This is a genomic window from Fulvimarina endophytica, from assembly GCF_003403015.1.
Taxonomy (GTDB): domain Bacteria; phylum Pseudomonadota; class Alphaproteobacteria; order Rhizobiales; family Rhizobiaceae; genus Fulvimarina; species Fulvimarina endophytica.
The window spans coordinates 295,566-308,065 of the sequence record NZ_QURL01000002.1; the positions used below are offsets into that span (position 1 = coordinate 295,566).

Sequence of the window (12,500 nt, forward strand, 5' to 3'; positions counted from 1 at the left end):
GGACTGCGATCCTGGGCCGGGGCCTTTTTCATGGGTCTGGCTGTCCCGGTGTCCACGGGCGCGCCCGTGCTTCGATGCGATCGACGGATCGGCGGTTTCAGAACTGGCGGATGCCGTTGCGCTCCAGATAGTCGAGGATCAGCCGGGCGGCTTCCTTCGGATCCGGATCGACGAACAGCTTCTCGGCCGCATCCCCGCTCGATGCGGAAGCCGTTCGCATGAGCTTCGGCCGGTTGCGATAGGGGCGCTCCTCCCACTCGCTGCCTTGGCCTTCCTGCCGGATCGGATCGTTCACCGGATGCGTCGAGATCATGCCGCGACGGGCCGCGCCATAGGCGAAGGCGGCCGGCGGCGGGGCGAGGGGATGTACCGTCACGATCACCGGCAGACGCACGGTCACGCGGCGGCGGTCGCCCTTCTTGAGCGCCTGATCGATGCGGACCGTGCCCGCCTCGCTGCCCGCCTCGATCGCGATCGCGTCGGCGACCAGCGTCAGGCCGAGCCGTTCGGCCAGGCGATAGGGAAGGAGGCCGCTATCGAGACCGCCCTGGCCGCGTCGTCCCGCAAGGATCAGGTCGGGCCCGGCCGCTCGAAGATGGGATGCGAGATCCTCCATCGGATCGGATCCGTTCGGCGCATCGATCCGGTCGATCTTCGACAGGCCGACGCCGAGGGCTTCGCGAAGGGCATCGCTCTCGGGGCCGGCGTGGAGGCCGCGGATATCGCCGCCGAGCCTTGTCGCAAGGGCGATGGCCTGGGCTTCGAGCCGCGCCAGCGCCTCGCGCCCCGATACCGGATGGCGGGCGGCGGAGAGGAGAACCGTGGTCTTCACGAGGCGTTCCTCCGCTCTTCCAGAAGCTCGCGCAAAGCCGGCATCACCCGCTGCGCGTCCTGGATGATCGCAAGGCCCGCCCGCTCCACCATCGCCGCATGAAGATCGGTGTTGACGGCGATCACGTGCTCGCAGGCCGCGACACCTTGGAGATGCTGGGGCGCGCCCGCAATGCCGAGGGCGAGATAGCAGTCGGCCGCAAGAACGGTGCCCGATGCGCCGACCTGCGCCCCGCGCGGCATGAGGCCGGCATCGCAGACGACGCGCGAGGCCCCGGGCGTGCCGGACAACTCGGCCGCGAGCGCCTTGAAGGCCTCGAAATCGCTGACGCCGTTGCCGGCCGAAACGACGAAATCGGTCTCCGAAAGGGAGAGCGAGGCGGGATCGCCGGGGATCGTTTCGACGGAGACGATCGCGGAGCCCGCCGCCGGCGAGGCGTGCGTCTCGTCCTCGATCGGCCTCGCCTCGCAAGGCGCGCCGGCATAGGCCGCGACCCGATCCTCGCCGATGCTGACGAGGCGCGGGGGCGCACCGAACTCCTCGGCGGTCATGCCGATCTTGCGCCGGGCGGCCTGCTTGGCGGTGAGATAGACGACATCCGCCAGGAAGGACTCGCCCGTTGAGGCCGCGAGCCTGCGTGCGAGGTCGGCGCTGCGTCCGTCCTCCGCGAAGAGGACATGGCGCGGCTCGAGGCTTTCCATGGCGGCGCGAAGCTGCGCGGCCCTCGAGGCGTCGTCCAGCGCGAGATCGTCGGCAAACGGCAGGATACGGTCCGCACCCGCCGCGCCGACCTCTTCGAGACCGGCCGGCGCCAGGGCGACCACCGCGCCGCCGCCATCCTTCGCATCGGCCAGCATGCGGGCGGCACCCAGCACTTGGCGATCGAAGCGCGAAAGGCGGTTCTTCGGAGCTTCGAGGACCGCGAAGACGAGAAAGGCCGGGGTCTCGACGATCCGCGTCGCGGGTTTCACCTCCTCCTGCCGGCGATGCGGCGCCTCGGCGATCGGTCGTGCGATGGCCGCCGTGGTCTGGGTCCGATCGAAGCGGCGGCGCGAACGGCCCTCGACCTCGGCCGAGGCGAATTCGGCGCGTGGATCGCGCCGCGGGCGGCGCGAGGTCGAGGCGACGAGCCCCAGATCGAAGCGGCGGCGGGTGTTCGAGGCGACCGACTTTGCTTCTCGCTCGTTCCTCGGATCGCGGCGGGTGCGGCTCATGCGGTCTCGACCTCCCGTGCCCGCGCCTCGGTCTTCGCCTTTTCGCCGCGTCCGGCCTCGACGGCATCGAGGAGGAGTTCGGCGACATCGCGCACCTCGGCCCGGTCTCCCGTCACGCCCTCGAGCATCGCGGTGCATTGGGGGCAGGCGACGGCGACGGTCGCCGCGCCCGTCTGGCGCACCTGTTCCATCCGGAGATCGGGAATGCGGTTGTCGCCGGGAATATCGGCGATCGGTGCGCCGCCACCGCCGCCGCAGCACATGGACTTGCGCTTCGACCGCGCCATTTCGCGCCGTTCGAGGCCGAGTGCGTCGAGAAGGGCGCGCGGGGCGTCGAATTCGCCGTTGTAGCGGCCGAGATAGCAGGGATCATGATAGGTGATCGCCGCTCCCGTCAGCCGGGCCGGCGAGAGGCGTCCGCTCGCCACGAGATCGTTGAGGAACGCCGTGTGGTGGACGACCTCGTAATCGCCCCCGAAGGCCGGATATTCGTTGCGCAAGGTATGGAGCGCGTGGGGATCGGCGGTGAGGATGCGCTGGAAGCCCACCTTCGAAAGCGCCCCGATATTGGCGCGGGCAAGACGTTGGAAGGTCGCCTCGTCGCCGAGGCGCCTTGCCAGATCGCCGCAGTCGCGTTCCTCTCCGAGCACCGCGAAATCGACCTTCGCCTCCTTCAGGAGCTTGATCAGCGCCCTGAGGGTTCGCTGGCCGCGCATGTCGAAGGCCGCCTGGCCCATCCACAGAAGGACGTCCGTGCGCGCGCCGTCGTCGAGGCGCTTCAGGTCGAGGCCTGCGGCAAAGTCCGTGCGGGTCGCCACGTCGTGGCCGTTCGGCTCGTCGGTGAGGCGCGAATTGTCGAGGATATCGGCGCCCTTGCCGGGCACGGCACCGTGTTCGAGTGTCTGGTAGCGGCGCAGGTCGACGATGGAATCCACATGCTCGATCATCATCGGGCATTCCTCGACGCAGGCCCGGCAGGTGGTGCAGGACCAGATCGTATCGGGATGAACCATGCCGCCCGTGCCGATGACGGCGTGGTGCAGACCGCCTTCGCGGGCGACGGACCGTTCGTTCGGATAGGGATTGCCGGCATAGGCGCTGGCATGGCCTCCGCCGCTCGCGGCCGCGAGATCGGCGATGAGATGCTTCGGGCTGAGGGGCTGGCCGGCCGCGAAGGCCGGGCAGGCGGCTTCGCAGCGGCCGCACTGGATGCAGGCATCGAAGGAGAGAAGCCGGTTCCAGGCGAAATCGGCGGGCTCCTCGCGCCCGAGCTTTGCGGCATCGAGATCGATGGGCTTCAGACCCGTCGCCCGGCCCTTGGGCAGTCTCTCGTCGAAGCGTTCGGGGCGCGGATGGAGGGCGAGATGGGCGGCGCCCGCGAGCGCGTGGCGCATGGGGCCGGTCGCCGCCTGTGCGGCAAGGGCGAGACCCCCCGCCGCCGCTAAGATCAGGCCGAGGAAGGAGAAGAAGGGCAGGGGATCGCCGAAGCTTGCGAGAAGGGCGCACAGAAGACCGCCGCCGGCGAACAGGCCGAGATAGACCGGCGTGCGCTGATAGCGCCCGAGCGAGAGGCGCGGCATGGCGCGCGGATAGCGCCTGCGGGCGACGAGGACGACGCCGGCCGCCATGACCGCGAAGGCGAGGGCGACGACCGCCCAGTAGATGCGCGACCCCGCGATGCCGGGGACGAGGCCGAGGACCAGAAGGCCGGCCGAGCCGACGAGCCCGGCCGCGACGGGCACGTGCATGCGCGAGGCCGACTTGTCCCGGTCCACCACGTGGTGAACGTCGACGAGATAGCGCTTGGGAAGCGCCTTCACCCCGGCAACCCAGTCGACGTCTGCGAAGGAGCCCGAGCGCCAGAGCAGAGCGCGCCGCCCGATCTGGACACCCGCGACGACGATCATGGCGAGGACGAGAAGGGGAAGCAGGCTCGCTGCCGTCATCGCTACAGGTCCTTGCAGAGGCGGAGGGAGTCGTAGATCGCGGCGTGGATGTTGCGCCCGGCGAGAACGTCGCCGACGCGGTAGAGCGTGAACCCGTCCTTCTCGGCCGAGCCGTTCACCTCGAAGGGCTGGGGCCGGCCGGCGACGACGGCGTCCTGATCGACGAAGCCGTTGTTCTTCGAGCGATCCTTCAGCTTGAAGTGGAGTTCGTCCACCGGATGGGTGCCGTAATCGACGACGATATGGTCGACGACCCGCTCCTCCTCTTCCAGCGTCATCACATTGCGCAGGGCCGCGATCTTGCGGTTGCCTTCCGGATAGATCTCGATCAGCTCCATGTTCGGCGTCATGACGACGCCGAGCTTGTAGAGCTCGCGCAGATGCACCGGCTGGTTGGTGCCGCCGATCTCCTCGCCCACCATGCGGTCATGGGTTGCGAGTTCCACGAGGCAGCCCTTCTTGGCCAGATGCTCGGCGGTGGAGACGGCGTTGTGCTCGCCGATATCGTCGAAGACGAGGACGGTGCCGGCGGGCTCCACCCTGCCTTCGAGGACGTCCCAGGTGGAGACGGCATGCTCGGCCCCCGGCACTTCGCCGAGATGGGGCAGGCCGCCCGTCGCCATGATGACGATATCCGGCGACAGCGCCGCGATCGCCGCATCGTCGGCGGCGGTGTTGAGGCGGATATCGACGCCGAGCTTCTGCACCTGGGCGACCAGCCAGCGCGGAATGCCGGTGAGTGCCTCGCGCCAGGTGGCCTTGGCAGCGGTGAGAACCTGGCCGCCGAGCCTGTCCGACTTCTCGAAAAGCGTGACCTCGTGACCGCGTTCGGCGAGCACCCGGGCCGCCTCGAGGCCGCCGACGCCGCCGCCGACGACCACGGCGCGCTTCTTCACCTCGGCCTTCTGGATCACGTGCGGCATGGTCGCCTCGCGGCCGGTGGCCGCGTTCTGGATGCACAGGGCGTCCTTGCCGACATAGATGCGGTCGATGCAGTAGCCGTAGCCGATGCACTGGCGGATGTCGTCGGCGCGGCCCTCCGACAGCTTCTTGATGAGATGGGGATCGGCGATGTGCGCGCGCGTCATCGCGATCATGTCCACATGGCCTTCGGCGACCGCTCGCGCGCCGGTGGCGAGATCGGTGACGCGCTGGGCGTGGAAGATCGGGATGTCCACCTCGCGCTTCACCGCCGAGGCGATCGGCAGATAGGGCGCGACGGGGAAGGACATGTTGGGCAGGGAGACGGCGTGGGCGAGATGATCGCGCGCCTGGCCACCCATCACGTTGAGGAAGTCGACGAGCCCGCGATTGGCATATTCGGTGGCGATCGTGATGAGATCCTCGGCGGTGAGCCCGCCCTTCAGGAGTTCGTCGCCGGACATGCGCATGCCGATGACGTAGTCGTCTCCGACCGCCTCGCGCATGGCCGACAGGACCTCGATGCCGAACCGCATGCGGTTCTCGAGGCTGCCGCCATACTTATCGGTGCGATGATTGCTGTTGGGCGACCAGAACTGGTCGACGAGATGGCCGTGGGCGGCCGAGATCTCGCAGCCGTCGAGTCCGCCTTCCTTGCAGCGGCGGGCGGCCGAGGCGAAGTCGCGGACGATCCGGTCGATCTCCTCCTGCTCGAGCGCCTTGGAGACCGAGCGGCTCGCGGGCTCGCGGGTCACCGAGGCCGACTTCACCGGCAGCCAGTTCTCCGTATCCCACTTGGTGCGCCGGCCCATATGGGTCAGCTGGATCATCAGCTTGGCGCCGTGCTTGTGCATCCGCTCCGAGAAGCTCTGGAAGAACGGAACGACGCTGTCGTCGGCGACCGAGATCTGGTTCCAGGGCGTTGCCGGGCTGTCGAGGGAGACCGAGGACGATCCGCCGAACATCGACAGGCCGATGCCGCCCTTGGCCTTCTCCTCGTGATAGAGCTGATAGCGCTCCTGCGGCTTGCCGTCCTTGCCGAAGGAGGGCGCGTGAGACGTCGACATGACCCGGTTGCGGATCGTCATTCCCTTGATCGTCAGGGGTTTGAGCAGAGCTTCGGCATTCGCGATCATGGGGTGCGCTCTCCTGCGGGATCGAGGACGGTTCGGTGGATCAGCGTTCGATGACGAGATCGCTGAGGGGCTTGGCGCAGCACAGGAGCGCCTTGCCGGCATCGATCTCGCGCTGGCGGATGCCGCCCGAATGCTTCATGTCAAGTTCGCCGGACTTGACCTGCGACTTGCAGGTTCCGCACAGGCCCTTCGAACAGGAGGAGGGGACGCGGATACCGGCGCGGCGCGCGGCTTCCAGCACCGTCAGGTTCTCGGGGCACTCGACCGTGCGGCCGGTCTTGGTGAACTCGACCTGATAGACCTTCAGCGGCGTCTCGATGACTTCGGTCGCCTCGACGATCTGCTCCTGCGCTTCCTCGGTGAAGGAATCGAAGTTGAAGCTCTCCTCGAAATACCGGCTCATCTCGAAGCCGGCGCCCTTCACCATCTGCCGTACCGCCTTCATGAAGGGAGCCGGGCCGCAGACATAGATCGAACGGGAGCGGAAGTCCGGGCAGATCATCTCCAGCTTGGCGATGTCCAGCCGGCCGCGATAGCCGGGCCAGCGCTCGAACTTGGAGTCGTCCTCGCAGATGAAGGTCGGCTTGATCGAGTGGTTGCGAGCGCCCATGAATTCGAGCTCTTCGCGGAAGATGATGTCGGCGGGCGTGCGCGCCGCATGGATGAATTCGATATCGGCGATCAGCGCGTGATCGAAGGCCGACCGTGTCATCGCCATCATCGGCGTGATGCCGGAGCCGCCGGAGATGAAGAGATATTTGGACTGCGTCTCGCCGGCCCAGCTGAACTCGCCCATGGGGACGGTGCAGCGCAGCATCATGCCTTCCTGGAACTCGTCGTGAAGCCAGTTGGAGACGGGCCCGCCCGGCACGCGCTTGACCGTGATCGAGATCGTGTCGGGACGGGAGGGAGGCGAGGAGATCGTGTAGCAGCGATGGATCGTCTCGCCGCCGATCTCGAACTCGAACGTCATGAACTGCCCGGAGACGAACTCGAACTGGCGCTTGAAACGCGGCGCGAAGATGAAGGTCTTCACGTCGTGGGTCTCGTTGCGCACGGCACGGCAGATGAGGACGTCGTCCTCTTCCGGCTCCCAGCGATAATAGCCGGTGGGAACGGGCGCGATCTTCGGCTCTGGCATGTCCATGGCGTTCACCTGTCTCGAGAGGCGTTGAATGTCAGGGGCGGAAATCTCGCGTCCGCCCCCGCATCGTCAGGCGACGGCTCTGGTCTTGGCCAGATGGGCGAGCATCCGGCCGACATACCAGTTGGTGCATTTCTCCACCAGCATTTCGGTGTGCGGCGAGTAGGGGCCGGGGACGTAGCCCTTGCCGCGAACGCCCTGCTGGCAGTAGCCGACGAGTTCGCCGTCCTGCTGGTTGGTCGCCATCCAGACGCCGATCAGGTTTTCGAGATCGTAGTCGATCCCCTCCTGGGCGTCCTTGTGGACGAGCCACTTCGTGCGAAGCACGGAGCGCTCGGCATCGATCGGCAGGACCGAGAAGACCACGGCATGGTCGCCCATGAAGTGATGCCAGGAATTGGGCTGCGTCCAGAAGTGGAGAGCGCCGGCCTTGGCATTGGTCATGGAGCCCATGAGCTTCTTGCAGGCGCGCTTGGTGTCCATGGTGTGGCTCTCGCCGGCACCCGCGAGCGGCAGGCGCTCGGTCCTGAAGCTCGTGACCATGTCGTCGAGGCGGTCGATCTCCTTCGACGGCAGGCCCTGGGCCTCCCATTCGGCATGGTTGTCGTTGAGCATGCAGGCATAGTTTTCCGCATGCTCGCGCTCGTGCGGCTCGAGCTCCTTGGGATCGAAGCCGAAGCCGTAGGCGAAGAGCGGAACGGTGAGTTCGGGATGGTTCGCGCCGCAGTGATAGCACTCGCGGTTGTTCTCCATCGTCAGCTTCCAGTTGCCCTCCTCGATGAGGTCGTGCTGGTAGGCGATCTTGGCCTCGCGCAGGTTGTGGGGCGCGAGATAGGGCGCCATCTGCCGCTCCATCTCGTCGAAATCCTGGGGCGGATTCTCGGCGAGGCAGATGAAGAGCAGGCCTTCGAGCGAGCGCACATGCACCGGCTTCAGGCCGTGGCAGGACTTGTCGAAGTTCTCGCCCATGTGCTCGGCGTGGATGAGCTCGCCGTTGAGGTTGTAGACCCAGGAGTGATAGCGGCAGACGAGATTGCCGACCGTGGTCTTCTCCTCGTGGACGAGGCGCGCGCCGCGATGGCGGCAGACATTGTGGAAGGCGCGGATCTCTCCGTCGTCGTCGCGCACGATCGCGATCTCGGTCTCGCCGATCTTCACCATCATCACGTCGCCCGGCTCCGGAACGTCGACATCGACGCCGACGAACAGCCAGTGCTGGCCGAAGATGATCTCCATGTCGGCCGCGAACACGTCCGGGTCGAGATAGAAGGGGGCTTCGAGGGTGTGGCCCTTCTTGCGGTGGGTCAACTGCGAGACAAGATCGAACATGGTGTGTCTCCGAAGAGGACGATGAGGTCGCCGGCCCATTCCGGCTCCCTTGGGGAAGGCGGCTCGCGGGGAGCCGCCCCTGGTTCAGGCGACCGCGAAATCCTTTGCGGCATCAGCCAGATAACCCTGTACATAAGTCGCGAAGGAACGCCAGCAGGTGACCTGCCAGGTGGTCTGCGACAGGCGGGCGAGAACGATGTCGCTTTTCGCGAAGATCGTGCGGGTCGCCATGCCGACGGGGAAGGCCTCGAGCGAGAGATCGAGGGGCGAGCCCGACGCGATCACGGCGTCCGAGGCCGCTCCGCTCACCTCGAAGGTCACGTCCCGGTGGGAGACGTCGACGAGCGAGAAGGCCTTGCCGGACATCTCCTCGGCGATGCGCTCGGCAAGGTTGTCGACCTCGCCGTCGTCGCACAGGAACATCCACTCGTCGGGACCGAGGCGCATCGCGGCGAGATCGCCGTTCTCGCGCCGGGTGTTGATGGCGCCGTCCACGGCGAGACCGGACACCTCGGAGCGACCCTCGAGTGCGGCCTCCTTCGCGCGGAAGGAGAGACGCCCCATCGTCGGCTGGAGCACGATGTCGATCGGACCCCTGCCGGCCTGTTCGGCGAGGAAGACGGCCGGGGCGCGCTTTGCGAGATTGACCTCAAGCATCGATCGATTCCTTCTCGTGCTGGTAGAATACGGATGTCGCGATCACCGCTTCGGTGAAGCCCTTCGGCGTCGTCACCCAGACGGTCTCTCCGATCCGGTCGCGCCCGCCCTTGACCATGGCCATGGCGATCGACCGGCCGCAATTGGACGAATGATAGCTCGACGTGACATGGCCCGCGATCGGCATCGGCACCGGGGCGGTCGGATCGTCGACGACCATCGCGCCCTCGTCCAGCACCTCCTTCGGATCCTTGGCGAGGACGCCCACGAGCTGCTTGCGGTCCTTGCGCAGGATGTCCGGGCGCGACAGGGAGCGCTTGCCGACGAAGTCCGGCTTCACCTTCGAGACGAGGCCCGACAGGCCGACATCGTCCGGCGTCGCCGTTCCGTCGGTCTCCTGGCCGACGATGATGAAGCCCATCTCGCAGCGAAGGACGTGCATCGTCTCGGTGCCGTAGGGCGTGATGTCGTATTTCCGGCCCTCTTCGTAGAGCGCCTTCCACACCGCCGCCGCATAATCGGCCGGAACGTTCACCTCGAAGCCGGCCTCGCCCGTGAAGGAGACGCGGAAGAGGCGGGTCGGCACGCCGCAGATGAAGCCTTCGCGCACCGACATATGGGGGAAGGCATCCTCCGACATGTCGATGTCCGACACGAAGGGTTCGAGAACCTTCTTGGCGTTCGGACCCTGAAGCGCGATCACCGCGTACTGCTCGGTGATCGAGGTGATGAAGACGTCGAGATCCGGCCACTCGGTCTGGAGATAGTCTTCCATGTGCTGGAAGACCCGTGCCGCGCCGCCCGTGGTGGTGGTCACGTGGAAGCGGTCCTCGGCCAGGCGCGCGACGACGCCGTCGTCCATCACGAAGCCGTTCTCCCCGAGCATGAGGCCGTAGCGGCAGCCGCCGACCTTCAGCTTGGTCCAGGCATTGGTGTACATGCGGTTCATGAACTCGGCGGCATCGGGGCCGACGACCTCGATCTTGCCGAGGGTCGAGGCGTCGAAGATGCCGACCGAGGTGCGGACCGCCTTGCATTCCCGGTTGACGGCCGCATGCATGTCCTCGCCCGAGCGCGGGAAGTAGTGGGCGCGGCGCCACTGGCCGACCGGCTCGAACTCAGCGCCCTGGGCCTCGGCCCAGCCGTCGATCGCGGTCTTGCGGACCGGCTCGAACCGCTCCTCGCGCGAGGGGCCGACGAGCGCGCCGAAGGTGACGGGCGTGTAGGGCGGGCGGAAGGTGGTGGTGCCGATCGCCGGCAGCGGCCGGTCGAGAAGACCCGCCACGAGACCGAGGGCGTTCATGTTGGACGTCTTGCCCTGATCGGTCGCCATGCCCGTGGTGGTGTAGCGCTTGACGTGCTCGATCGATTCGAAGCCCTCGCGCACCGCAAGCTTGATGTCCTTGGCCGTCACGTCGTTCTGGAAGTCGACGAAGGCCTTCACCTTCTTCGGATCCTCGTCGGTCGGCAGGACGCGCACCGGCTGGAAGCCGGTGAAGGTCGCGCTCGCGGTCACCTCGCGGCTGCCGCCGCCGGCCTTCGCGCCGTCGGCGATGATGGCCGAGAGATCGTAGATGCCGTGGCAGGCGCCGGCCGAAACCTCGTTCTGCACCGACTGGCCGGGCAGGAAGGCGTCGATATCGGCATCGAAGACGAGCTTGCCGCGCGACTGGGAGAACAGGTGGACCGACGGCGTCCAGCCGCCGGACATGGCGACGGTGTCGCATTCGAGCGTGCGCCGGGTGCCGACACCGCCGGTCTTGCCGAGCGGGGCGACGATGAGGCCGGTGACGCGGGCCTTGCCGAGCGCCTTGACGACCGTGTGGCCGGTCAGGACCTCGATCCCGGCCTCGCGCGCCTCGGCGAGCTCGGTGCCGCAATCCTCGCCGAGACGGATGTCGACGATCGTGACCGCGATGCCGGCGGCCTTGGCGTCGAGAGCCGTGCGATAGGCCGAGGCGCCGGAGGTGGCGACGACCATGCGGTTGCCCGGCTTGACGGCATAGCGGTTGATGAAGGCGCGGGCGCTCTCGGCCAACATGATGCCGGGCCGGTCGTTGTTCTCGAAGACGAGCGGACGCTCGTGGCTGCCGGCGGCAATGATGACCTTGCCGGCGCGCACCTGCCAGAGGCGCTCGCGGGCAAGACCCTCGAGCGCGTCGTCGCGGTGATCGGCGACGCGCTCGACCATCGCGACGTGGTTGTGGTTGTAGTAGCCGAAGACCGTCGTGCGCGGCAGGAGAACGACATTCTCGCGGGCATCGAGAGTTGCGACCATCTCGTCGACCCAGGCCTTGGCGGGCTTGCCGTCGATGGTCGAGGTCGCATCGTTGAGGAGCGCGCCGCCGAAGAGGAAGCCCTCGTCGGCGAGAAGGACGCGGCTTGAGCCGTCCTCGGACGCCGCGAGCGCGGCCGACAGGCCTGCGGGGCCGGCGCCGACGACCAGGATGTCGGCATAGGCGTGGCGGTTGGCGTAGCGATCGGGATCGGCGACCTCGGGGGCTTCGCCGAGGCCGGCGGCACGGCGGATCACCGGCTCGTAGACCTTTTCCCAGGCGCTGCGTGGCCACATGAAGGTCTTGTAGTAGAAACCGGCGACGAAGACCGGCGACAGGATGTCGTTGAGCGCACCCACGTCGCGCTCGAGCGAGGGCCAGTGGTTCTGGGTCTCGGTCTTCAGCCCGTTGCGCGCCTCGACGACCGAGGCGCGATTGTTCGGATCGCGCCGGCCCTTGCCCTTTTCCGGGCGCCAGTCGACCGAGAGCAGCGCATTGGGCTCATCCGAGCCGTGGCTCAGAATGCCGCGCGGGCGGTGATACTTGAACGAGCGACCGGCCAGATGCGAGCCGGAGGCGAGCAGCATGGAGGCGACGGTATCGCCGCGATAGCCGTTGAGGGTCTTGCCGTTGAACGAGACCGAGATCGGCTTGGAGCGGTCGATGTGGCCGCCGGACTGAATGCGGAAGGGCTGGCTCATGATCGTTCAACCTTCAGGCGGAGCGCACTTTGGCGGGATCGGGGATGTTCGCGTTCGAGGCGTCGGGACGGGGCTCGCCCATCTTGTAGGTCTCGACGACCTTGTCGCTCACGGTGTCGCGCAGGGCGTTGAACCAGCGCCCGCAGCCATGGCGATGCTGCCAGCGCTCGGCATGCAGGCCCTTGGGATTGGTGCGGTAGTAGAGATATTCCGCCCAGGCCTGGTCATCGAGCTCGGCCGGCGTCTCGGGCCGTGCGATATGGGCCTCGCCGCCGCAGTGGAACTCGCTCTCGGCGCGCTTGCCGCAATAGGGACACTCAAGCAGTAGCATCGATCCGTTCCTT

9 protein-coding genes are annotated in these 12,500 nt (G+C 67.3%); all 9 read right to left on the reverse strand.

The annotated features are described in order from the left end of the window. Positions 1 to 97: 97 nt before the first annotated feature. The 9 genes from DYI37_RS04840 to DYI37_RS04880 all read right to left on the reverse strand — a co-directional run bounded on the left by DYI37_RS04840 (position 98) and on the right by DYI37_RS04880 (position 12,487). A complete protein-coding gene (locus DYI37_RS04840) occupies positions 98 to 832 on the reverse strand; it encodes an adenine nucleotide alpha hydrolase family protein (RefSeq protein WP_116682072.1) in 735 nt (244 codons plus the stop codon). Beyond that, positions 829 to 2,046 carry an electron transfer flavoprotein subunit alpha/FixB family protein gene (locus DYI37_RS04845; protein WP_116682073.1) on the reverse strand — a complete coding sequence of 406 codons (1,218 nt, stop codon included), beginning with the start codon at positions 2,044 to 2,046 and terminating at the stop codon, positions 829 to 831. The genes DYI37_RS04840 and DYI37_RS04845 overlap by 4 nt, the downstream gene beginning before the upstream one ends. Beyond that, the gene (locus DYI37_RS04850; protein WP_116682074.1) at positions 2,043 to 3,992 is read right to left on the reverse strand and encodes a DUF3483 domain-containing protein; all 1,950 of its coding nucleotides are present in this window, start codon (positions 3,990 to 3,992) and stop codon (positions 2,043 to 2,045) included. The genes DYI37_RS04845 and DYI37_RS04850 overlap by 4 nt, the downstream gene beginning before the upstream one ends. Before the next feature lie 2 nt (positions 3,993 to 3,994). Then, on the reverse strand, positions 3,995 to 6,049 hold the full coding sequence (locus DYI37_RS04855) for an oxidoreductase (protein ID WP_116682075.1): 2,055 nt from the start codon (positions 6,047 to 6,049) through the stop codon (positions 3,995 to 3,997). A gap of 40 nt (positions 6,050 to 6,089) precedes the next feature. Then, positions 6,090 to 7,196 (reverse strand): FAD-binding oxidoreductase, encoded by a 1,107-nt coding sequence (locus DYI37_RS04860; protein WP_116682076.1) that lies wholly within the window; start codon positions 7,194 to 7,196, stop codon positions 6,090 to 6,092. A gap of 66 nt (positions 7,197 to 7,262) precedes the next feature. Continuing rightward, the gene (locus DYI37_RS04865; RefSeq protein WP_116682077.1) at positions 7,263 to 8,522 is read right to left on the reverse strand and encodes an aromatic ring-hydroxylating oxygenase subunit alpha; all 1,260 of its coding nucleotides are present in this window, start codon (positions 8,520 to 8,522) and stop codon (positions 7,263 to 7,265) included. An 84-nt stretch (positions 8,523 to 8,606) separates the two neighbouring features. Further along, complete coding sequence (locus DYI37_RS04870) at positions 8,607 to 9,179, reverse strand: sarcosine oxidase subunit gamma (RefSeq protein WP_116682078.1); 573 nt, start codon at positions 9,177 to 9,179, stop codon at positions 8,607 to 8,609. Next, entirely contained in the window at positions 9,172 to 12,156 is a 2,985-nt protein-coding gene (locus DYI37_RS04875; protein ID WP_116682079.1) for a sarcosine oxidase subunit alpha family protein, read from the reverse strand. The genes DYI37_RS04870 and DYI37_RS04875 overlap by 8 nt, the downstream gene beginning before the upstream one ends. 13 nt (positions 12,157 to 12,169) lie before the next feature. Further along, positions 12,170 to 12,487 (reverse strand): sarcosine oxidase subunit delta, encoded by a 318-nt coding sequence (locus tag DYI37_RS04880; RefSeq protein ID WP_116682080.1) that lies wholly within the window; start codon positions 12,485 to 12,487, stop codon positions 12,170 to 12,172. Positions 12,488 to 12,500 lie beyond the last annotated feature (13 nt).

Bases quoted from the DNA above. Each gene is read 5' to 3' on its own strand.
- DYI37_RS04845 (WP_116682073.1), bottom strand. From the start codon at position 2,046: ATGAGCCGCACCCGCCGCGATCCGAGGAACGAGCGAGAAGCAAAGTCG.
- DYI37_RS04850 (WP_116682074.1), bottom strand. From the start codon at position 3,992: ATGACGGCAGCGAGCCTGCTTCCCCTTCTCGTCCTCGCCATGATCGTC.
- DYI37_RS04855 (WP_116682075.1), bottom strand. From the start codon at position 6,049: ATGATCGCGAATGCCGAAGCTCTGCTCAAACCCCTGACGATCAAGGGA.
- DYI37_RS04860 (WP_116682076.1), bottom strand. From the start codon at position 7,196: ATGGACATGCCAGAGCCGAAGATCGCGCCCGTTCCCACCGGCTATTAT.
- DYI37_RS04865 (WP_116682077.1), bottom strand. From the start codon at position 8,522: ATGTTCGATCTTGTCTCGCAGTTGACCCACCGCAAGAAGGGCCACACC.
- DYI37_RS04870 (WP_116682078.1), bottom strand. From the start codon at position 9,179: ATGCTTGAGGTCAATCTCGCAAAGCGCGCCCCGGCCGTCTTCCTCGCC.
- DYI37_RS04875 (WP_116682079.1), bottom strand. From the start codon at position 12,156: ATGAGCCAGCCCTTCCGCATTCAGTCCGGCGGCCACATCGACCGCTCC.
- DYI37_RS04880 (WP_116682080.1), bottom strand. From the start codon at position 12,487: ATGCTACTGCTTGAGTGTCCCTATTGCGGCAAGCGCGCCGAGAGCGAG.